General features: G+C 66.2%; 9 protein-coding genes. 3 read left to right on the top strand and 6 right to left on the bottom strand.

The window, feature by feature from the left end:
- Positions 1–20: 20 nt before the first annotated feature.
- The 6 genes from SH602x_RS16305 to SH602x_RS16280 form a co-directional block, all read right to left on the bottom strand.
- Complete coding sequence (locus tag SH602x_RS16305; RefSeq protein ID WP_479473317.1) at positions 21–2435, bottom strand: DUF1592 domain-containing protein; 2415 nt, start codon at positions 2433–2435, stop codon at positions 21–23.
- A 328-nt stretch (positions 2436–2763) separates the two neighbouring features.
- On the bottom strand, positions 2764–3330 hold the full coding sequence (locus SH602x_RS16300; protein WP_479473316.1) for a tRNA (cytidine(34)-2'-O)-methyltransferase: 567 nt from the start codon (positions 3328–3330) through the stop codon (positions 2764–2766).
- A gap of 8 nt (positions 3331–3338) precedes the next feature.
- A complete protein-coding gene (locus tag SH602x_RS16295; RefSeq protein ID WP_479473315.1) occupies positions 3339–4805 on the bottom strand; it encodes a DUF1501 domain-containing protein in 1467 nt (488 codons plus the stop codon).
- Between the two features lie 71 nt (positions 4806–4876).
- Entirely contained in the window at positions 4877–8053 is a 3177-nt protein-coding gene (locus tag SH602x_RS16290) for a DUF1553 domain-containing protein (protein WP_479473314.1), read from the bottom strand.
- 314 nt (positions 8054–8367) lie between these two features.
- Entirely contained in the window at positions 8368–9846 is a 1479-nt protein-coding gene (locus tag SH602x_RS16285) for a DUF1501 domain-containing protein (RefSeq protein ID WP_479473313.1), read from the bottom strand.
- Between the two features lie 117 nt (positions 9847–9963).
- Positions 9964–13065, bottom strand: coding sequence for a PSD1 and planctomycete cytochrome C domain-containing protein (locus SH602x_RS16280; RefSeq protein ID WP_479473312.1), 3102 nt, complete (start codon positions 13063–13065; stop codon positions 9964–9966).
- A 464-nt stretch (positions 13066–13529) separates the two neighbouring features.
- Here SH602x_RS16280 and SH602x_RS16275 point away from each other — a divergent pair, with 464 nt between their 5' ends.
- The 3 genes from SH602x_RS16275 (at position 13530) to SH602x_RS16265 (ending at position 23056) form a co-directional block, all read left to right on the top strand.
- Positions 13530–17210 (top strand): WD40 repeat domain-containing protein, encoded by a 3681-nt coding sequence (locus SH602x_RS16275; protein WP_479473311.1) that lies wholly within the window; start codon positions 13530–13532, stop codon positions 17208–17210.
- Between the two features lie 70 nt (positions 17211–17280).
- Positions 17281–19788, top strand: coding sequence for a DUF1549 domain-containing protein (locus SH602x_RS16270; protein ID WP_479473310.1), 2508 nt, complete (start codon positions 17281–17283; stop codon positions 19786–19788).
- Between the two features lie 196 nt (positions 19789–19984).
- The gene (locus tag SH602x_RS16265; protein ID WP_479473309.1) at positions 19985–23056 is read left to right on the top strand and encodes a hypothetical protein; all 3072 of its coding nucleotides are present in this window, start codon (positions 19985–19987) and stop codon (positions 23054–23056) included.
- The last annotated feature ends 38 nt before the right edge of the window (positions 23057–23094 follow it).

Raw genomic sequence — 23094 nt, 5'->3', positions numbered from 1 at the left:
AGGTCCGCAGCGGTGGATCGTTACTTCGCGTCCGTCTGACTCAGTTCGCGCGCCCGCAACGCCGAAGTCGTCGCCGCGTCCGCGATCAGCTTCCTGACGTTATAGCCGTTCTCTCCGAAACGGCGCACCGATTCGTCGAACGACTCCTGCCCCAGCGCGAGCGGGGGCTGCTTCACGAAGTACTGGTAGGTCTGTTCCACGAACGATTCGTGCGTCTCGGGCGACTCGGCCAGGAACTGGGCCATCTCCTTCGCGCCGGAGAACTGCGCCGTCTCGCCGTCGCGGGTGATGTACGACCCGGCGGCGTCGATCGGCTTGGACTTCTCTTCCTGGCGGAACCGTCCGACCGCGTCGAACTGTTCCAGCGGAAAACCGAGCGGGTTGATCATCGCATGGCACGACTTGCAGGCGGCGATGTCGGTCTGCAAGATCGTTCGCTCGCGCGTGGTCAGGTCGGCGTGCAGATCGGGCGCCAGCGGCGAAACCGCGATCGGAGGCGGCTTCAGGCGACGGCCCAGCACGTTCCGCGCGATGAACACCCCTCGATGAATGGGCGACGTCGCCTTGTCGTAGGCGAAGCCGGCCAGCAGGAACGGGTGAGCCAGCACGCCGGCGCGTCCCTCCTCCTCGAACGAGACGGAGACGAATCCGTCCCGAGCGCTCGTCCCGGGAGAAATCGTCTTGCCGTAAAACTCGGCCAGCCGCTCGTTCAGATAGATATCGTCGTCGAGGAACAGTCGCCGGAAATCGGGCGATTCGCCCCACGCGAAGTCTTCGAGGTAGAGATCGAGCGACGTCCTCAAGTCGGAGACGACGCGTTCGTCGAAGCCGGGGTGCGCTTCGGCGTCCTTGTTCAGATCGTGAATCCGGTCGACGTTCAGCCACTGGTGCAGGAAGACGCGAAGCTTCGCCCGGGTCCGTTCGTCGTCGAGCATCCGCTCGGCCTGCGCATAAACCTGGTCGCGGTTCTGAAGCTGCCCCTTCGCCGCCGCCTCCCGCAGTCGCCCGTCGGGGATCGAATCCCAGATCGCGAACGAAAGCCACGACGCCACGGCGTAGTCGTCCATCGGGCCCTGCTTAGCCTCGCGATACAGGAACCGCGGCGACAGCAGCGACAGGAGCACGCACCGATGCACGGCCGCTTCGAGGCCTTCGCCCTTCGCGAATTGACGCTCGACGTAAAGCTGCTTCTCTTCGTCGGTGAGAGGTCGACGGAACGCCGTTTCGACCCAGCGGACGCAGAACTCGCGGAGCTTCTTCTCCCGCTCGCCGTCGTCCGCCTTCACGTTCGCCAGGCGTGGGAGTTCGTCGACCACGTAGCGGGAGACTTCCATCGCGGCGAACGCGACGGCATCTTCCCATTCCTTCGTGACGGCGGTTCCCTTTTCGTAACCGGAGCTGCGATCGTCCGGCGGGAAGGGCGTCGAAACGACGAAAACTTCCGGGGACCAGTGCGGCGTCAGCGCACGTTCGGGAATCGTCTCTTCCACATGATGCGGAGGCTTCCACGCGAGACGAATCTTGGCGACGTCGTCGTCTTCGCTGGAGGAGAACTCCAGACGGACGGGATAGGTTCGCCCTCCGAGCAGCCGCATCGAGACGCGGTGCTGAATGTCCTTGCCCGATCGAACCCAGCCGTCGACGACCGGCGTGTCCGACTCGTTGAGCCAGAACTTCACCGCGTTGTCGGTGTACAGGACGATCTCGTAGTCGCCGGTCTCCGGCGCGAGCAGCGAGCCGGTCCAGACGACCGAGAATTCCTTCGCGCCGTCCTTCTTCTTTTTCTTCTCGTCGTCCTTCTTCGCTTCTTCCTCTTTCTTCTCTTCTTCGGTCGGTTCTTCGCCCGTGTCGGCGGGATTGGTCTTCTCCCAGTCGAAGTCGACGGTCGCGTCGCGGCGCTCGATCGTCCGCTTTCGGCGGTCGTGTCGCTTGGAGTTGAAGTACTCCGCTGCGAGCCCCCGTTCGCCGTCGCGCTTCCCGCCGCCCGTGAAGGACCCGACGAGGTCGGCGACCGACTGTTCGTACTGGCGAACCGTCAGGCGCGACAGTTCCAATTCCGGCGGCGCCCGGCGAACCTGCGCGAATTCGGAATAGAACTCGTCGTAGATGTACTTCGCGACCGCTTCGGCGTCGGGACCGACGCACTGCTCGGATTCGCCTTCCGGCATCGTCTGGTCGATGAGCTGCGTCAGTTCCAGGACCGACTTGTCGCCGACGAGCGGATCGGGATAGTCGTCCGTCCCCTCGCCGGCCGCGCCGTGGCACGAGGCGCACTTGTTGGCGTAGATGACCGCGCCGCTGGACGAACCTTCTTCCGCATGCACGCCGGAAGCTACCGTCAGCAGGACGGCGAACGCCGCGAGGGCGTATCCGCACAGCCGGGGGGAACGACAGCCGCGCAGGCGGAAGGCATAACTATCGCGAGAGGCGAACATAGCGATCCGAATCGGGCGGGACTCCGACGCCAGAGGCGACGCGGGAGCTGATTCGTGGTGTCACGCGACCTTACGCCGAGGAAGGCGTTTCGATCGTTCAAGCAAGGCGGGAGGATTCGGGCGGAGACGTCTGCCAAATGCATCGGTCGACGGCGCCCGGATTCCGAAAAGATTATAGCGACCGCCGATCCATCGCGTAAAGCCCGAGCCTCCGTCGTAAGGGAAGGAAGTTCCGGCTCTGGCTGGATTTAACGATGCTAGCGCCCTCCGAGGTGCCGACAGGTCAGGCGAGCCGAGTTCGCCGTGGAAAGGCAGCTAGCGAAGGCGTCTAGACTGACCGCGAAGCCGCGAAATCGATCTGCCGCAGCGCCTCGTACCCGGCGACGGCCACCGCGCACGAAAGATTGAGCGAGCGGACGTTCGGCGAAATCGGGATCCGCACGAGTCGGTCCGAGAAGCGTTCGAGCATCGACGGAGGCAGACCGCGGCTCTCGCTGCCGAACACGAGCGAATCGCCAGCCTCGAACGAAACGTCGTAAAGGGTCTGCGTCGCGGTCTTGGTGAAGAACCAGAGTCGCGCGGCGCCCAGAGCCGCCTCGGTCTCTTCCCAGGCAGCGGCGTCTACCCAGTCGAGCTTCGGCCAGTAATCGAGCCCCGCGCGACGGAGGCGCTTCTCCGCGATCTGAAAGCCCCACGGTCGAACCAGCCAGAGCCGCGCGTCGAGCGCGACGCAGGTCCGACCGACCGCGCCGACGTTCGGCGCGATTTCCGGCTGGTGCAGCACGACGTTCAGCCGCTTCCGCGATGCGGCCAGCGACGGATCGTCGGGGCGCCGGGCGCCGACGTCATTGACCGCGGACGGAGAGCCGACGAGATCGTTTTCGAGGGAACTCATGCGCTTTCTTACGCGATCAGCGTGTCGATCACATGCGCCGGCTCGACGCCGGTCAGCTTCTGATCGAGACCCTGGCTCGAGAAAGTGAAGCGTTCGTGCTCGTAGCCCATCAGCTTCAGGATCGTCGCGTGGAAGTCGCGGATGTGAACCGGATCCTTGACCACGTTGTAGGAAAAGTCGTCCGTCTCGCCGTGAATGTGCCCCGCGTTCACGCCGCCGCCCGCCATCCACATCGTGAAACATCGAGGATGGTGGTCGCGGCCGTAGTTCTCCTTCGAGAGCTGCCCCTGCGAGTAGATCGTCCTTCCGAACTCGCCGCCCCAGATGACCAGGGTGTCATCCAGCATGCCGCGGCGCTTCAGATCCTGGATCAGGCCGTAGCAGGGACGATCGATGTCGGCGCACTGGCTGGGCAGGCGACCGGCGACGTTAGAGTGAGTGTCCCAGTTGTTGAGATAGATCTGCACGAACCGGACGCCGTTCTCGACCAGCCGACGCGACATGAGCGCCGTGTTGGCGAACGTGCCGGGCTTCTTCGCGTTCTCGCCGTAGAGTTCGAACGTGTCGGCAGGTTCCGTCGACAGATCGACGACGCTCGGCACGCTCGCCTGCATGCGATAGGCCAGTTCGTACTGCTGAATCCGCGTCCGCGTCTCGGGGTCGCCCAGCCGCTCGTACGTCAGTTCGTTCAGCGCGTTGAGCCCGTCGAGCGTCGTCCGCCGCACTTCGCGGGGAACGCCGTCCGGGTCGTTGATGAACAGGATCGGGTCGCCCTTTGAACGGAACGTGACGCCCGCGTGTTCGCCGGGAAGATAACCCGACGACCAGAGTCGGGCGGAGATCGCCTGAATCTGTTCGGTGTTCGAAGGCTCCGCCACCAGCACGACGAACGTCGGCAGATCCTCGTTCAGCGAACCGAGACCGTATGACGCCCACGAACCCAGGCAGGGGCGCCCCGTGATCTGGTTGCCGGTCTGGATGTACGAGATAGCCGGCTCGTGATTGATCGCCTCGGTCTGCATGCTCCGGACGAAGCAGAGATCGTCGACCGTCGACGCCAGGTTCGGAAGCAACTCCGAAACCCACATGCCCGACTTGCCGTGCTGGGCGAACTTGAACTTCGACGGAGCGATGGGGAACCGCGCCTGACCCGAGGTCATCGTCGTCAGACGCTGCCCCTGCCGGATCGATTCGGGCAGGTCCTTGTCGAACCAGTCGCCCATCACGGGCTTGTAGTCGAACATGTCCATCTGCGGCGGTCCGCCGACCATGTGCAGATAGATGACGTTCTTCGCCTTGGGGGCGTAGTGCGTCGGAACGGCGCCGCGGAACTCCGCCGGAGCGGCCGACGACTCATGCCCCAGCGCGGCCTTACCCATCAGGGAGGCCATCGCGGCCCAGCCGACCGCGTTGACGCCCCGCCCCAGGAACTGGCGGCGGGATTCGTTGCGAACCCATTCGTTGAGAGGATGCATGCTTCTATCTCTGCTTCGCGCTCGGATGCGCGTGGGGAGTCGTAATCGGTCGACAGCGAACGGCAGGCGCCCTACTGATTCAGGACTTCGTCAAGGTTCATGATCTGATTCATCAGCATGGTCCACGCGGCGTGCTCGGCTGCGGGGATCGAAGCGTCGCGCGGCTTGGCTCCGGTGGCGAGGAGCTTCTCCGCCTGCTCCGGCGCGGCCGCGTAATGCGCCTGCAACTCGTCGAGCGAGCCGCGGACGATCGCCAGTTCACGCTCGTCGAAGGGGCGACTGATCAGCCGCGTCGCCGCGAACTGCACGCGATCTTCGAACGCGGGTCCCCCTTCCTGGATCGCCTTCTCGGCGAGGCACCGGGCGGCCTCCACGAACTGCGGATCGTTCAGCGTGACGAGCGCCTGGATCGGCGTGTTCGTCCGTTCGCGGCGGACCGTACAGACTTCGCGTGCGGTGGCGTTGAAGAGTTCCAGCGACGCCGGCGGAGCGGCCCGCTTGAGGAACGTGTAGACGCTCCGGCGATAAAGATCTTCGCCCGTTCCGACGACGTAGTTGCGCGTGTCGCTGCCCGGCATAGCGACCGCTTCCCAGATACCGATCGGCTGGTAGGGGCGAACGCTCGGTCCGCCGATCTTCTTGACCAGCAGTCCGCTCGCGGCGAGCGCCGTATCGCGGATCATCTCGGCATCCATCCGGAAGCGGGGTCCGCGCGAGAGATAGCGGTTTTCCGGATCGGCGGCGAGCTTCTCCGGCGTGACGCGGGCCGACTGGCGATAGGCCTGCGACGTCAGCATCAGGCGGAAGAGTTTCTTCACGTCCCAGCCCGACTCGCGGAACTCGACCGCCAGCCAGTCGAGCAGTTCCTGATTCGCCGGCAGTTCGCCCGAGATGCCGAAGTCCTCGGACGTTCGGACCAGGCCGACGCCGAAGACCTCCTGCCAGTAACGGTTGACCGCCACGCGCGCGGCCAGCGGATGATCGGGCTCGATCAGCCACTTCGCGAGACCCAGCCGATTCCGGGGCAGCGCCTCGTCGATCGGCGGCAGCATCGCGGGCGTGCCAGGCTTCACCTCTTCCTTCTTCTGGTCGTATTCGCCCCGGTTCAGGACGAACGCCATCGCGGGCGTCGCCTTTTCCTGCATGACGTGCGCGATCGTGCCGCGGTCCTCGATCGCCTTCTTTTCCCCTTCGATCGAGGAGACCTTCGCGACTAGATCGCGCCATTCCGGCGTGCGGTATTGCAGATGCCACTCGTAGAGTTCGTTCTTCTCCGCATCGGTCAGCGACTCCGGCGCCTTCGCGAGCAGGCGGGCCGCCGTCTCGCGGGTGCGCAGATCGAGCGCCTGCGACGGATCGAGCGCGACCGGATAGACGAAGGCGCCGCGAATCTCCAGCCCTTCCAGTCGCTGACCCGGCGTCCGTCGACCGAGACTCCACGCGATCGGCGTCTTGATCGAACCGTTGAGCGAATCGCTCGCCACGCTCGCCGGCTGCGGCTTGCCGTCGACGAAGACCTTCACCCCCGCGGCCTTGCCGGAACCGTCGTAGGAGACGGCGACATGGACCCACTCGTTCGCCTTGATCGGCTGCTGGGAGACGACCTTGATCGCGTTGTCGGGCCAGGCGCTGATGATATGGGCGCCGACCTTTCCGCCTTCGACCCACAGGTCCCAGCCGCGATAGGCGGAGGCTTCGTCCATGCGGGAGAAGATGGCGCCCCCCGCGTTGGGAGGCAGCTTCACCCAGGCCCCGTAAGAGAACGACTGCTCCTTTTCGAAGTCGCCGACCGCAGGCAGTGCGACGTCGTAGTCGGGCGACGTCTTCAGGGCTCGCGAACCTGCGGGCCCTTCGGTGAAGAGATAGGCCGACGTCGTGGAGGCGTCGATCGTCGCGTCGCCTCGCTTGAAGACCAGCCGCGTCGGATCGCTGGCGTCCAGGTCCATCGACAGTTCGGGCTTCAGCGCCGCGAGCCACTCCGGCGCATCGCCCAGTTGGCGATCGCCCGCGGTCAGCCAGCCGTCGAACTCGCTGCGGCGCTCGTTCTTGAATGCGTCGCGCGCGGCGATCGCGCCGGCGAGTTCCCCTTCGATCTGTGCGTAACGTTCGCGATCTTCGGTCAGCGGCACCACGATGATCGGCGGCGTATTGCGAACGTTGCCGTCCATCACGGGCTGCGTCGTGTTGTCGAAAAAGGCGGAGAGTTCGTAGAACTCCTTCTGCGACAGCGGGTCGAACTTATGGTCGTGACAGACCGCGCAGCCCGCGGTCAGTCCCATGAAGACCCGCGACGTCGTCTCGGTCCGGTCGCGAGCGTACAGGACCTTGTACTCCTCCTGAATCACGCCCCCTTCGTTGGTCGTGATGTTGCAGCGATTGAAGCCCGACGCGATCTTCTGATCGAGCGTGGGGTTCTCCAGCAGATCGCCGGCGAGCTGCTCGATCAGGAACTGGTCATAGGGCTGGTTCGCGTTGTAGGCGCGGACGACCCACTCGCGATAGCTCCACATCTCGCGGTAGTTATCGAAATGGATGCCGTGCGTGTCGCCGTAGCGGGCCGCGTCGAGCCAGTAGTGCGCCCGGTGCTCGCCCCAGTCCTGCGACTCCAGCAGCGTATCGACCAGCCGTTCGTAAGCGCCTTCGGCCTGATCGGCGACGAAGGCTTCGACGACCGCGGGTTCGGGCGGAAGACCGGTCAGGTCGTAGCTCACCTTACGGGCGAGCGTGCGGCGGTCGGCTTCGTCGTTAGGCTGAAGGCCCAGCGATTCGAGCCGCGCGAGCACGAACCGGTCGATCGGGTTCTGCGACCAGGCGGGATTCGAAACCTGGGGCAGCGGCGCCTTTACCGGGGCGATGAACGACCAGTGAGGTTCGTACTCGGCGCCTTCGGCGACCCAGCGTTTCAGGGTCTCCTTCTGCTCCGCCGTCAGATCCTTGTGGATCGCGGGCGGCGGCATGACCTCTTCAGGATCGTCGGAGAAGACGCGGCGGATCGCTTCGCTCAAATCGGGTTCACCCGGCATGAGCGCGCCGGAGGCGACCGCGCCTTCCCGCTGATCCATCCGCAGGTCAGCCTTCCGCGAGGCGCTGTCGGGCCCGTGGCAGGTGAAGCAGGTCTGCACCAGAATCGGACGAACGTCGCGATTGAAGCGCAGCTTCTCCGGTTCGTTCGCGAACGCCGCCGTCGAAATGACGAGGGAGGCAAGCGCGAACGCAGCTACGAAGCGAGCGGAACGAGCACGTCGCATGACGGTTCTCGGAGCGGAGGGAACGTTTCGACGCAGACGAGGAGCGACAGGGGCGGGGATCGCCGCAGCGTCTCCGCGCGACGACTCCTCGATTCTACCCGCTACCGGCCCCGACGCTCAAGGAAAAGTCGATGCGGAAGCGTCGAGCGAGCGGCCGTTCAGGAGGGTTTGCGCGGCTGCGATCGGCGAAAAGCCGCCTCCGGAGCGGGAATCGGCCCCCGCAGCGCCGCCCAGCCGGTCGTGTCGCGACGAAAGGACACGGAGGGTTTGCCCCCTCCGCTCGCCAAAGAATGGCTCTGCACGCGACCGAGGGGCTACAGCAGGATTTCCTTCACCGGATGGCGTTCCTCCACGCCGGTCAGCCGCACGTCGAGGCCCTGGTAGCGGAAGCTCAGGCGCCGGTGGTCGATCCCAAGGCAATGCAGGATCGTGGCGTTCAGATCGGCGATATGGACCGGGTCCTTCGCGACGTTGTAGGAGAAGTCGTCCGTTTCGCCGTGGACGACGCCCGGCTTGATGCCGCCGCCGGCCAGCCACGCGGTGAAGCACCGCGGATGGTGGTCGCGACCGTAGTTCTCCTTGGTCAGCGCGCCCTGGCAGTAGGTCGTGCGACCGAACTCGCCGCTCCAGGCGACAAGCGTATCGTCGAGCAGCCCGCGCTGCTTCAGGTCCTGGATCAGGCCGTAGCTCGGCTGATCGATGTCGCGGCAGTTCGCGGGAAGCTCGCCCGCGATGTCGGAATGCATATCCCAGCCGCGGTGGAAGATCTGCACGAACCGGACGTCGCGCTCCGCCATCCGCCGGGCCATCAGGCAACTGTACGCGAACGTCCCGGGCGTGGTGACCTCGGGTCCGTACAGGTCGAGCACGTGCTGCGGCTCGTTCGAGATGTCGAGCAGGTCGGGAACCGAGGCCTGCATGCGGAACGCCATCTCGTACTGGGCGATGCGAGCGCGCGTCTCGGGATCGCCGTACGTTTCCGCCGCCTGGCCGTTCAGCTTGCCGAGCGCGTCGAGCATCCGTCGCCGATCGTCGCGATCGACGCCCTGCGGATCGTTCAGGTAGAGAACGGGCTCCCCCGTCCTGCGAAGCGCGACGCCCTGATGCTTGCTGGGGAGGAAGCCTGCGCCCCACAGGCGGTTGTAGAGCGCTTGCGGATCCTTCTTCGCGGACCAGGTCGGCGTCATCACGACGAACGTCGGCAAATCCTCGTTCAGACTCCCCAGTCCGTAGCCGAGCCAGGCCCCGAGACTCGCGCGGCCGGGAAGCTGATTGCCGGTGCAGATGTACGTGATCGCCGGATCGTGGTTGATCGCCTCGGTATGAACCGACCTCACGACGGCCAGGTCGTCGATCATCTTCCCCGTGTGCGGCAGCAGTTCGCTGACGTGCAGGCCGTTCGAGCCGTACTGCTGGAACTTGAACTTCGACGGCGCCAGCGGGAAGCGGGCCTGGCCGCTGGTCATCGTGGTGAGGCGCTGACCGTTGCGGATCGATTCGGGCAGATCCTGATCGAACAGGTCGACCAGCTTCGGCTTGTGATCGAACATGTCGATCTGCGTCGGGGCGCCCGCCATGAACAGGTAGATCGCACGCTTCGCCTTAGGAGCGAAGTGCGGCAGCTCCGGAATCCCGCCGACCGCCGGCTTCGAAGGGGGAGCGCTCTCGTTCCCGAAGAGCGGCGCCTCCTGCATCATTAGCGACGACAGCGCCGCCGCGCCCAGTCCCGCTCCCGCGGTCTTGAACAGATGCCGCCGCGTAAGATGCGTCAGACGCTCTTGAATGGGATCCATGGTCACGGTCCGTTCCTTACTCGTAGGGTGGGTCATTGACCCACCGCCTCTTTGCAACCGTTACAGCGGATCAGGTGGGTCAATGACCCACCCTACAGGAGAGGTCGCTTCGCGAACTCAGTTCTTGGACAACACTTCGTCCAGGTTCAGGATCAGGTTGGCCGCGAGCGTCCAGGCGGCGACGTCGGGCGCTTCGTGTCCGTCGGGAATCACTGCGCCGCCGTACTCGGCGACGGGCTTCGCATCGTCAGGCTTGGCCTTGAAGTCTTCCCGCTGGGCGTCGACGAAGCGGACGACCTCGGCGACTTCTTCCGCCGACGCCGCCCGGGCCAGCGACGTTTCCAGCAGCCACTTCGCACGAGCCTCGTCGCCTTCGCCGCCCTCCGTCAGCGTGCGACCGGCCAGCGCTCGCGCGGCCTCGAAGTACTGCGGGTCGTTGAGCAACAGCAGCGCTTGCAGCGGCGTGTTCGTTCGCTCGCGACGGAGGTTGCACTGCTCCCGCGACGGGGCGTCGATCGTCTGCAACTGCGGAGCGGGCGCCGTCCGCTTCAGGAACGTATAGAGGGTTCGGCGGTGAACCTTTTCGTGGCCTTCGTCCGGCTTGAAGGTCATCGTGTTCGAACCGACGAAGCCGACCGCGGACCAGAGTTCCGGTTGCGGCGGCTTCACGCTCGGTCCGCCGACCTCGTCATGCAGCAGCCCGGCCAGCGAGAGCGCCTGATCCCGCAGAGACTCCGCATCCAGACGGAACCGCGGCCCGCGGGCGAGGTTCCGATTCTTCGGATCCTGCTCGTACGCTTCGACCGTCGCCTTCGACGATTGCCGATAGGTCGACGACATGACGATCCGCTTGAGCAGCGCCTTGACGTTCCAGCCGCTTTCGCGGAAGTCGACCGCCAGCCAGTCGAGCAGTTCCGGATGCGACGGCGGCGAACCCTGCGAGCCGAAGTCTTCCGACGTCTCGACGAGGCCCATTCCAAAGAACTGCTGCCAGAAGCGATTGACCGCCACGCGGGCCGTCAGCGGATGCGAAGGATGGACGAGCCACTGCGCCACGCCCAGCCGATTCAGCGGCGCTCCCTCGGGTAGCGGCGGCAGGAAGGCGGGCACCGCGCGCTGCACCTCGTCCTTCGGTTTGTCGTACTCGCCGCGATCGAAGATCCGCGCCGTCGACGGGGAACCCTTCTCTTTGAAGATCAACGTGGTAGGTGCCGCAGTCGCGATTCCCTTCAGCTTTTCTTCCAGCGCCGCGACCTGCTCATGCAGCGGATCGAACGTCGCGCGGCTGTCGACCCAGACCCGCTCCAAGAAGTGGCCCTGTGCCTTCGCGCGTTCTTCGGCGGAGAGCTCCGCCTCGGGCTTCGCGACGAGCGCCTGCAACTCAGCCGAGAGCCCTGCCCCCTTGTCCGCACGCTTGTCGGTCAGCCATTCGGCGAACGAGGCATAGGACTTGTTTTGATCGGCCTTGGAGACGATGCCGGCTTTGTCCCAGTAGGTCGTGCCGTCGTGCTGCGTGAAGGCCCAGCCGTTGACCGCGGCGCCGGGAGCGAGCCCCACCTCCGCGGCAGTAACTTCCAGGCGCACCCATTCGCCCAGCTTCGGCAGCGTTCCCTTCGCGAAACGGCTCGGCTGTCCGTCAGCGCCCCAGGGGATGACGTTCTCGCCCCAGAAGGCCCGGTGCTCCCAGCTCCCGTCGTTGAACTGGAGCATGATCTCCTTGGGCGGGTTGGCAGGGTCGAGGTAAACGTAGGTGAAGAAGACGTCCCCCTCGGCGATCTTCAGCGGCGTCTTCGCGTTCTGCACGAGATGCTGCGAAAGGCCCGTCGCTTTGCGGGTGTGCGACTTCTCCCCGCTGAAGACCGGCTGCGGCGCGCTGACGAAGGTCCAGCCCTGCTGGTCGCCTTCGGGAGCGACGTCGTCGATCCAGACGAACTCCTTCGGCTCGGGCGGCGGAAGCGGTTCCTTGCTGGCGGGTTCCGCGTACGCGATCTTCGCGACCTCGGCGCCGATCCGAGTGCGCAGTTCGGCTAGCTGCGTCTCGGCGGCCTGCTTCTCCGCCTTCTGCGACTCGGTCAGAACCGCGATCGTCGGCGCGTGATCCTTGACGTTGCCGTCGAGCGGGCTGCCGTCCAGATTATTGAAGAACGCGTAGAACGAGTAGTAATCCTTCTGCGTCAGCGGGTCGTACTTGTGGTCGTGGCACCGCGTGCAGTCCATCGTCAGGCCCATGAAGACCGTTCCGGTCGTGAAGACCCGGTCGACGACGTTTCGCATCTCGACTTCTTCCGTGATCGATCCGCCTTCCCCTGTCGTGACGTGGCAGCGGTTGAATCCGGTGGCGACCAGCTGGTCCTCCGTCGGATCGGGAAGGAGGTCGCCCGCGAGCTGCTCGGTCACGAAGCGGTCGTACGGCATGTTGCTGTCGAAGGCGTCGATGACCCAGTCGCGATAGAGCCACATCTCGCGATAGTTATCCAGATGCAGGCCGTGCGTATCGCCGTACCGCGCCGCGTCGAGCCAAAACCGCGTCATGTGCTCCGCGTACGCCTTCGATCCCAGCAACCGGTCGACGACCTTCTCGTACGCGTCGGGCGACTGATCGGCCAGGAACGCCGCGACCTCTTCGCGCGTCGGAGGAAGACCGGTCAGGTCGAACGTCACGCGGCGCAGAAGGATCGCCCTATCAGCCTCCTGCTGCGGGGCGATGCCGTTCTTCTTCAGCGGGGCGAGAACGAACGCGTCGATCGGGCCGCGAACCCAGGCGTCGCCGTCCGCCGCAGGAACCTCGGGTCGCGTCGGCGGTTCGAAGGCCCAGTGCTCCGACCACGAGGCGCCTTCCGCGATCCAGCGGGTGAGCAGTTCGACTTCCTCGGGCGTCAGCGGCTTATGCGCCTCCGCGGGCGGCATCCTGAGCGATTCATCTTCCGAGCGGATGCGCGCGATCAGTTCGCTTCCCGCCGGATCGCCCGGCACGATGGCGGTCGCTCCCGATTCGCCCGCGCCGAACGCGCTCTCCTTCACGTCCAGCCGCAACGCGCCCTTCCGCGCCGCCTCGTCCGGGCCGTGACAGGCGTAGCAGCGATCCGAAAGGATCGGGCGAATCTGCCGGTCGAAGCTCGCTTTCTCCGGATCCTCGGCGTGGACCGTCAACGGGGCGACGCTCAGCGACAGGCCGAACCAGAACCCCAAACTGACGAAAGCCCGGAACGCTCCGCGCATAAAGGAACCTCTTCGGACGCAGCGAGGGGGGGGCGGGAATCAGGCGGGCGACGACACGAAACGATCGAAATCGCGACGAACGATTCGATCTGTCAGCCGATTGTAGCCGAGCGGCGACCGATCGAATCCTGAAAACCGGGCGAGGACTGGAGCCGGTCAGCTCCGCCGAGCGTTGTACTTCCGCCATTCGATCAGATCGCCGTAACGAGGGATAGCGGAGCGGCCATATCCGTTATCCGGGCCCCATGGCGCAGACCGCCCGCTTTGCAATCTTGGCGAAACGCATAAAAAACTGTTGCCAGGGCGAGTAAAGAGCTGTTTGATAAGCGTTCCTCCGGGAGCGGCGCTGACTCCTCTGCCGTTCCTCCGCGTTCCTTCCCCCCGCAACGTCGAAGTCCGCTAAGGCGGCCTCGGCGTACCCTCCTTCTCCATGGCCGGGTAGCGCAATGACGCTGGGAAGCGCGATGGCTCCATGCCGTCAGGGCGACAGTCGAGTCGCCGCGCGTCGATCGCTGACGATCGCGACCCTCGCGACGGCGGCTCTCGCGGCGTCGCTGCACGGCCAGTCGTTCGATCAGCCGCGAACGCTGACGGGCCATCATGGTCCCGTGATGATGGGGGTTTTCGCGCCCGGCGGCGAACTCGCTGTCACGGCTGGCGCCGACCATACGCTGCGGGTCTGGGAGGCGGCGACCGGCAAGGAAATCCGCGTTTTCGATCAGCATACGGGCCCTGTCTATTGCCTGGCCGTGAGCGCCGACGGTCGGACGCTCGTCAGCGGGGCGCAGGACAATACGGTCCGGCTGTGGGACCTCCCCCTGTCGAAGCCGCTGCGTCAGATCAAGATCGGCGAGGCGGCGGTCGCCTCCTTCGCGATGGGCCCGGACGGATCGTTCGCCGTCGGCGTCGATCGGGCAGGCGCCCTCCGGCGGTACGAACTGCCGCTCGGCGCGACCGCCGCAGCGACCGATCCCGTCGCGAAGGAACTTCCCCCGCACGCCGCGCCGGGAACCTCTGTCGCGATGCGGAACGACGGCGCCTTCTTCGCCGTCGCCGACGAAGCGGGCAGCGTCTCGATCGGGAGCCCCTACCTGGACGAACGCCAGGCAGAGTTCCTGGCCCATGAAAGCGGCGTCACCTCCCTTCGCTTTCGCGCGAACGATCAGCGGCTGGTGACCGCGGGCTCCGACGGCACGCTCCGGATCTGGCAGCTCGTTCCTGTGCCTCCGCGAACGGTAACGGCAGGAGTCGCGTCCGTCTCGCGAGCCGTCCCCCTTCCGGGACAGAAGGCGGTCGTCGTCGGATCGCCCGACGGTTCCGCGCGGATCGTCGGAACGGACATGGGCGAGCTCGTTCGAGAGTTGCCCAAGCAGGCCGCTGCCGTCACGGCGATCGCGGCGGCGCCGAACGGAACGTGGCTCGCGATCGGCATGGAAGGTGGAGAACTGGCAGGCTTTCTGACTGCCGATGCCCAGCCGCGGGCGCTCGCCCTGGGACACTCGGGCGCCGTGCGCGATGCGGCGGTGCATGCCGATAACGCCCGATTCGCGACCGCAGGCGACGACGGCACGGTCAGACTCTGGACGCTTCCTGCGGCGCTGCCCGGCTGGGTCGAAGCCAAGGGTCACACGGCGGCGGTTCGCTCACTGGCGATCGCTCCCGCGGGCGACTGGATCGCGACCGTATCGGACGATCTCACGACGCGGCAGTGGAACGCAGCCGGCGGGGCGCTGCGACAACTGGCCGTTCCGCAGGCCGCACTGCGATCGGTCGCCGTGCGAGCCGACGCAGGGACGCTCATCACCGGCGACGCGGCGGGCGAGGTCCGGATCTGGAACGGCGCGTCGGGCGCTGCCGAAGGCGTCGTCATGACGACCGACGGACCCGTGATCGCCGCGGCGCTCTCCGGCGACGGATCGACGGCGCTCAGCATCGGCGAGTCGGGCGCGATCCGCGGCTGGAAGCTTCCCCTTCCGCCCGAGAAGCCGAAGGAGGGCGAACCGGCGATCGAACCCCTCTGGTCGCAACCCGCGGCGCCGGGACCTCCCCGCGTGGCTCTAGGTCTTCCTGCGGATCAAGGATTCCTGGTCACGTCGCCGGATCGCAAGAGCGTTCAGCGACTGAAGGCCGACGGTACGACGGCAGGCGCCGATCTGGCGGGACCAGGCGGCGCGATCGTGACGCTCGCCGCGTCGCGCGATTTCGCTCGTATCGCTGTCATCGACGACGCCGGCGGGGCGAAGCTGTTCGACGCCGCAGGCGCGGCGGTGGCGCAGTTCGCGCTCGGTAAGGGCGCGGTCGATGCGGCCTTCTCTACGGATGGAAAGGAACTGGCTCTCGCGGACGGAACGGACCGCGTCCGGATCGTCGACGCGACCGAGTCTGCCGAGACGCCGCTCGTCCGCGAGATCGTCGTCGCTCCCTTCCCGGTCACGCGGCTCGGCTTCGTCGGGACCGACGGAACCCAGCTCGTCGTCAGCGGAAGCGGGAACGACGCGGCTGTACTGAAACGCTCGCTCCTGCGACTCTGGAAGCTCTCGGAGCAGGCCGCGCGGAAGGTCGCCTTCTCCGCCGATCAGCAACACCTGTTCGCTTCCGCCGCGGACGGCAGCGTTCGGCAACTGCGACTGACCGACGGCGAGATCGTCAGCACGACCGCCAACCTCGACGACTCCGGCGTCTTCGCCGTTTCGCCCGATAACCAGCGCTTCGTCGCTCGAAACGCAGACGGCAAGCTCTCCGTCCGCACCATGGCGGACGGCGCCGTCGCGGCGGCGATCGATCTGCCGACGAAGCTCGTCGACCTGTCGATTTCTCCGGATAACCTGCGAGCTTTCGCCGCCTGCGACGACGGCGCGGTTCGCGTCTTCGATCTCGCGACCGGCGACCTGCTGCAGACGTTCGCCAAGGTCGCTTCGCCGCTCGTCGGCGTCACGTACGTTCCCGAAAGTCAGGCGCTGCTCGCGACGACTGCCGACGGAGCGCTTCGATTCGAGAAGCCGTCGATCGTACGCGCGATGAAGGTCCATCCGGGCGCCGTCCTTAGCCTGGCCCTGCTCAACGGCGGCCCTCAGGCGGCGACGGTCGGCGATGACGGGACGGCGCTGCTGACCGATCTGGAGAATCGAACGCTCATCCGCACGTACGAACTCGACGGCCTGAAGGCGACGACGCTCGCGGCGCGGAACGACAGTCAGCGTCTGGCGATCGGAACCGAGGCCGGCAAGCTATTCGTCGTGAACCCTGGCAACGGCGAAAAACTCGCGACGCTGGAGATCGGCGCCGCCGTCGTCTCGATCGGCTGGAGCGCGGACAATCTGAAGCTGGTCGTCGCCGACGCCGCCAAACAGATCCGCATCTTCGGCCCCTCGATGCCGGGTCAGGCCCAGCAGGAACTGACGCTTCACCAGACATTCGACGTCGGCGCGGCCGTGCGCGAGGTGGGTTTCGATCCCGGGAACCGGTCCGTCTGGACGGCCCTCGAAGATGGTCGCCTGGCCCAGTGGGCCTACGCGTCGCCCGTGCCCGTCCGGCAGTTCAATCATGGCGGCTCCGTCTACGGCGTCGCGATCGGCAAGGCGGGACGCACCGTCGTCTCGTGCAGCGCCGATCAGACGGTCCGGGTGTGGGACGCGACCACGGGACAGCAACGCTTCCAGATGAACGGCCACGAGGGCGCGGTGCATGCGATCGCGCTCAACTTGGAGGAGACCTTCGCGGTCTCTTCCGGGGCCGACGGAACGCTGCGGTTGTGGGATATCGTCGGCGGTCGACAGCTCAAGCAACTCGCGAAGTACGACGCGACGACTTACGCCGTCGCCATCCACCCGAACGGCCAGACCGTCGCCGCTGCCGGCGCCGATCGCAAGGTCCGGCTGCTCGACATCCTCGCCGGAACCGAGAGCGCCGTCCTGGAAGGCCATGACGACTACATCCACGGCCTCGCGTATCGTCCCGACGGAGCGCAGCTCGCCTCCTACGGCTACGCGGGCTCGCTGAAGATCTGGAACCCGGGCTCGCCTACGCCGCTCGTCCAGCAGCGCGTCGGAAGCATCGGCAACTACGTCGCGTACGACGACGACGGCGACGCGCTGTTGCTTTCGTGCGGAGACGGCGTGGCGCGCATCGTCGCCGTCCCGAAGTGAAGCCGCATGCAGGTCCGTTCGAACGCATGAGATCGCGGAGTCGATTCTCTCTCTTCTCAGGAAGCTGATCATGAACGCCCTCCTCCGCAAGTCGATCGCGGCGACCTGTCTCGCCCTCGCGACCGGGCTGGCTGCGACCGCGAGTCCCGGCAGGCTCATGGCCGCGGAGTTTCCGGGGGTCGGTCCGAAGGGGGATCTGGTCCGGCTGGAGTTCGAGGCCTCCCCCGCGACGACGCTCCGCGGCAAGAACGCCCGGCGGCAACTGCTCGTCACGGGCATTTATTCGTCGGGACAGCGTCACGACCTGACGCATGACGTGACCTACTCCGTCGACCGGGCGGACATCATCTCCGTCAGTCCGGCTGGAGTCGTCACGCCCCTTGCCGACGGGTCCTCCACCGTCCTGGCCAAGACCGCTGACGGCAAAGCGACGACCACGGCGATCCAGGTCGAAAAGTGCGGCGAAGATCCGCCGATCAACTTCGAGGACGAGATCGTTCCCGTCTTCACCAAGCTCGGCTGCAACGCCGGCGGATGCCACGGCAAGGCCGACGGTCAGAACGGCTTCAAGCTTTCGCTTCTCGGCTTCTATCCCGAAGACGACTACGAGTACCTCGTCCATGAGGACCGCGGCCGACGGATCTTTCCCGGCGATCCCGAACAGAGCCTGCTCCTGGCGAAGCCCACCAACCGCATCCCGCACGGCGGCGGTCAGCGTCTGGTTCCCGGCTCGTACGAATGGAACCTGATCGCGCGCTGGATCGAACAGGGCATGCCCTACGGCAGCGACGCCGACCCGAAGCTCGCGCGAATCGAATCACTGCCCGAGACGCGCACGATGAACTTCGCGTCGCAGCAGCAGATCTCCGTGCTGGCCCATTACAGCGACGGTTCCGTGCGCGACGTGACGCAGCTCGCGCAGTACGAACCGAACCATGCCGAGATGGCGACTGCCGCGAATTCGGGACGCGTCGCGACGGCGGATATGCCAGGCGACGTCGCGGTGATGGTTCGCTTCCAGGACCAGGTCAACGTCTTCCGTGCGATGATCCCGCAGGGGCTCCCGGTCGCGAATCTTCCCCCCGCGAAGAACCTCGTCGACGAGCATGTCTTCGCGAAGCTCGTCGAGCTGGGGATTCCTCCATCTCCCGTCTGCGACGACGCCACCTTCGTCCGCCGAGTCACGATCGACATCGCGGGCCGGCTCCCGACCGTTCAGGAGACGGAGGCCTTCCTCGCCGACGCCGATCCGGCCAAGCGCGACCGGCTGGTCGATCGTCTGGTCGACAGTCCCGAGTACGCGGAGGCCTTCGCGAATCTCTGGTCCGCGGTGCTGCGCAACAAGCGCCGCAACGGCAACGACGTTCCTTACACCTACCGCTTCCACGCCTGGATCCGCCGGTCGCTGCAGGAGAACGTCCCCTACGATCAGTTCGTGCGAAGCGTCCTGACCGCGACCGGCGATCCGGAGACGCATCCGCCGGTCGCCTGGTATCGCGAGGTCAGCACGACGACCGCGCAGCTCGAAGACACGGCGCAGCTCTTCCTCGGCATGCGGCTGGCCTGCGCGAAGTGCCACCACCATCCGTTCGAGCAGTGGAGCCAGCGGGACTACTATGCGTTCGAGGCATTCTTCACGCAGGTGGAGATGAAGTCGAGCAAGTTCAATCCGCAGGCCAATATGCGGGACGCCGTCTTCGTGAAGTCCGTCGCGCCGCAGTCGACCGATCCCCGAAGCGGAGAGAAACTGCCCCCGGCGGGACTCGGCGCCGCACCGCTGGATGTCGCTCCCTACGAGGACGCCCGGCACGAACTGGTCGACTGGATGGCGGCAAAGGAGAATCCCTACTTCGCCAAGGCGCTGGTCAATCGCTACTGGAAGCGGTTCTTCGGACGCGGGATCGTCGACCCGGAGGACGATCTTCGCGTCACCAATCCGCCGTCGAATCCGGCGCTGCTCGACGCGCTGGCGAAGAGCTTCGTCGAGAGCGGTTACGACCTGAAGCAGCTCGTGCGGCTGCTCGCCAAGTCGAACGCCTATCAACTCGCCAGCCAGCCGACCGAGGCGAACGCCAACGACAAGCAGAACTTCTCCAGCTTCTATCCCCGGCGGCTGTCGGCGGAAGTCCTGTACGACGCGATCAATCAAACCGCCGAAGCGGAGGCGAACTTCGGCGGCGCCATCCCGCGAGGAACGCGCGCCGTGGCGCTGCCCGACAACGGTTTCGACAACTACTTCTTCCAGGTCTTCGGCAAGCCCGAAGCCGAGAGCGCCTGCGAGTGCGAGCGCATCGCCGAGGCGAATCTTTCTCAGTCGCTGCACCTACTGAATTCCAGCGACGTGCAGGGTCGCTTGCAGAACGGCGAGGGCCGCGCGCTCCGTCTGTCACAGGAGACCGATCGCGAAGTCGACGTCAAGATCCGCGAGCTTTACGTCGCGGCGCTCAGTCGCGAACCGACCTCGGAAGAAGCGCAGTTCGTCCGCGACCAGGTCGCCTCCTACACCGATCAGCGGCAGGCTTGGGAGGACGTCCTCTGGGCGCTGCTGAATTCGAAGGAGTTCCAGTTCGTGCGGTGAAGAATGCTATCGAACTCTCCTTTCTCCTTCGGGTGGCACTGGCTCTGCCAGTGTTGCCTCTGGTCGGGACTGACGCCCATGGACGCCTTCTCCACGCTTCGACACTGGCAGAGCCAGCGCCACCCGAAGGAGAGAACTTACATCCCGGGCTTACGTTGAATGCAACGCTCACCGCGGTCGCTTCGGAAGACTCGCCATGACTCCCCTCCCCCGCCGCTCGCTCGCATCCTTCGCGTTCCTTGTCGGCTGCGCGCTCTTCGCCGCGCCCGCCTTCGCGCAGCTCCCTGCGACGCAGCTCGACGGGATCTTTCCGCTCGGCGCCTCGCCGAACAGCGAACTCGAGCTGACGATCGGAGGCGAAGATCTGGACGACGTCGATCGCCTGCTCTTCTCGCACGCGGGGATTACGGCCCAGCGGAAGCTGGCCGAGCCGACGCCCTTCGACGAGGGGCCGCAGCCGGTCGAGAACGTCTTCCTCGTGAAGGTCGCCGCCGATGTCCCGCAGGGCGTCTACGAAGTCCGCGCCGCGGGTAAGTACGGACTCTCGAACCCGCGCTCGTTCGTCGTCAGCCCGCTCGCCGGCACGCTGGAAGTCGAACCGAACGATCAGCCGGAAGAGGCGACGCCCGTCACGCTCCCCGCGGCCGTGCATGGCCAGGCGGTCGCGAATGCCGACGTCGACTGGTTCGCTTTCGAAGGCAAGCGGGGCGAGAGGTTACTGATCGAGGCCTTCGCCCGGCGGCTCGATTCGCGGATGGACGTGGCGATGTCGCTGGTCGGGCCCGACGGCTCCGGCCTGGGCGAGCATCGAGCGGGACAGGCGGGCGACGCTCTGATCGACGCCGTTTTGCCGACTGAAGGAACGTACCGCCTCAAAGTTCACGACGTCCTGTTCGGTCAGGGCGCCGGCTACTCGTATCGCCTCGCGATCGGCGCGGTTCCGCATATCGACTTCGTTTTCCCGCCGGCCGGTTCGCCCAACGGCAACGATCTTTTCACCGTCTACGGTCGCAACCTGCCGGGCGGCAAGCCGAGCGGTCTCGCGCTCGACGGTCGTCCGCTCGATGCGATGGAGGTCCGGATCGCCACGCCGGCCGATCCTTCCGCGGCGCTCGATGCGGCGCTGCCGATCGGACCCCATCAGGCGTTCGAACAAGGCGTCGCCTTTCGCGTCGAGAGCGGCCCGTTCCGCTCGAACGCTGTGCTCGTGCAAACGGCGAGCGCGCCGGTCGTGCGCGAAGAGGCGTCGAACGACTCGCCCGAGGCGCCCCAGCGGCTGACGCTTCCGTGCGAAGTCGCGGGTCAGTTCTATCCGCAGCGCGACGCCGACTGGTTCACGTTCGACGCGAAAAAGGGCGAGCCGGTCGCGATCGAGCTCTGGTGCGAGCGTCTGGGACTGCCTGCCGATCCGTCGCTGCTCGTTCAGCGGCTCGTGACGAAGGAGGACGGAACGGTCGAAGCGCAGGAGGTCGCGTTCGTCGACGACCCCGCGCCGCTGGAACCGAACAATCCGTCCAACCGAGCGGGTCGCCACGAGTTCGACGTGAGGACGTCCGACCCGGCCTACGTCCTCGATCCTGCGGAGGACGGGACCTACCGCATTCTCGTCCGCGACTCCTACGCGTCGCTGCACAGCGATCCGCGGCTGGCTTATCGCCTGACGGTTCGGCCTCCGGCGCCGGACTTCCGCCTGGCCGCCGCGACGGGCGACTCTTACGGCGCGGCTCTCCTTCGAAAGGGAGGCCGCGACGTGATTCGCGTTTACGCCCGGCGTCGGGACGGATACGCGGGCGAGATTCGCGTCTCCGTCGAAGGTCTGCCGCCCGGCGTCACCGCCAGCGAAACCGTCATCGGCCCCGGTTGCGATCTGGGCACCATCGTCCTCACGGCGACGGCGGACGCGCCGGTCGGCGCCGCGTCGGTGCGCGTCGTCGGCAAGGGTCTCGTCAACGGCGCGGAAGTCGCACGTCCCGCGCGCTGCGGCTTCGCCCTTCGCCCGTTTCAGTTCAACCAGCCCAACGCCGACGTCGGAAGCGTTCCCGCACGCGTTTCGGAGACGCTGTACGTTTCCGTTTCTGCCGACGAAGCGGCGCCGATCGCCGTCACGATCGGCGAGGGCAAAACGTTCGCGACCTCCCGCGGCGGCGTCCTGAAAATTCCCTTCCGCGCCGATATCAAGCCCGGAACCGGCGGCAGCCTGATCGGCTTCCCGATGGGACTGCCGCCCGGCATCCAGGCCCAGCAGGTCAGCATCGGCGCCACGGGCGAGTTCGAACTGCGCATCCAGGCGGCGACGAAGCCGGGCATCTACGACTTTTACCTCGCCGGCTTCTGTCAGCAGATGCAGTACGCGAGGAACCCTGCCGCCGCCGAGAAGGCGGTCCAGCGTCAGGAACGCGTCGCGAAGATCCTAGCCGACTCCCAGGCCAAGACGCAGGAATCGCAAAAGCTCGCGCAGACCCGTCAGACCGAACTGACCCAGGCGACGACGGCGCTGACGCAGGCCACGAGCGCGAAGACGCAGGCCGATCAGAATCTGAAGACCGCCGAGACCGCGCTCGTGCAGGCCACCGCCGACCGTGACGCGAGGAAAGCCGCCGCAGCCGCGAAGACCGACGATGCGGCGCTCGCACAGGCAGCGGCGGAAGCGGAGAAGAAGGTCGTCGACGCCCAGACCGCTGTCGACGCGATGAAGAAGGCGAACGAGGAAGCGGCGAAGGCGCTGACCGACGCCACGTCGATGCGAGAAGCCGCCGACAAAGCGAAGCAGGAGGCCGATGCGGCGCTTCAGACCGCCCAGACTTTCCAGCAGCAGGCCCAGCAGGAGAAGCAGAGGGCCGATCAGTTCGCCAACCAGAAGAAGCAGGAATCGAATCCTCGCGGCGTCAACGCCTTCGTCCCCTCGAACAGCGTGCGGATCTCGATCGCGGAGTTCCCGATCCGCGTCGACGCCTTCGCCGACAAGGCGACGGTCAAGCAGGGCGAGAAGGTCGAACTTCCGATCAAGATCGCCCGCCTGTACGAGTTCAACGAGAACGTCAACGTCCAGCCGCAGCCGGTCAGCGGGCTGAACGGCGTCCAGATGACGAACGCAGCGATCGCTGCCGGACAGACCGAAGGTAAACTGGAACTCACGGCCCAGCCGACCGCGACGCCGGGCGATCACCTCGTGACCGTCCGCGTTCAGATGAATTGGAACGGCCAGCAACTGACCTTCGACCGGCCGCTGACGCTGACGGTCGTCGAGGTTCCGAAGCCGACGCCGTAAGCCCCCCCGCCGCCGCCTCGCCGAAAAGGCACGGAGGG

The sequence above is a fragment of the Lignipirellula cremea genome (genome assembly GCF_056501455.1).
Note: the sequence above shows the minus strand (reverse complement) of the source record. Positions and strands in the feature narration are given on the sequence as shown.

What these genes read in the sequence shown, in the direction of transcription:
- SH602x_RS16280 (WP_479473312.1), bottom strand. Translation starts at nt 13,065, where the DNA reads ATGCGCGGAGCGTTCCGGGCTTTCGTCAGTTTGGGGTTCTGGTTCGGC.
- SH602x_RS16295 (WP_479473315.1), bottom strand. Translation starts at nt 4,805, where the DNA reads ATGCATCCTCTCAACGAATGGGTTCGCAACGAATCCCGCCGCCAGTTC.
- SH602x_RS16270 (WP_479473310.1), top strand. Translation starts at nt 17,281, where the DNA reads ATGAACGCCCTCCTCCGCAAGTCGATCGCGGCGACCTGTCTCGCCCTC.
- SH602x_RS16290 (WP_479473314.1), bottom strand. Translation starts at nt 8,053, where the DNA reads ATGCGACGTGCTCGTTCCGCTCGCTTCGTAGCTGCGTTCGCGCTTGCC.
- SH602x_RS16265 (WP_479473309.1), top strand. Translation starts at nt 19,985, where the DNA reads ATGACTCCCCTCCCCCGCCGCTCGCTCGCATCCTTCGCGTTCCTTGTC.
- SH602x_RS16300 (WP_479473316.1), bottom strand. Translation starts at nt 3,330, where the DNA reads ATGAGTTCCCTCGAAAACGATCTCGTCGGCTCTCCGTCCGCGGTCAAT.
- SH602x_RS16275 (WP_479473311.1), top strand. Translation starts at nt 13,530, where the DNA reads ATGGCTCCATGCCGTCAGGGCGACAGTCGAGTCGCCGCGCGTCGATCG.
- SH602x_RS16285 (WP_479473313.1), bottom strand. Translation starts at nt 9,846, where the DNA reads ATGGATCCCATTCAAGAGCGTCTGACGCATCTTACGCGGCGGCATCTG.
- SH602x_RS16305 (WP_479473317.1), bottom strand. Translation starts at nt 2,435, where the DNA reads ATGTTCGCCTCTCGCGATAGTTATGCCTTCCGCCTGCGCGGCTGTCGT.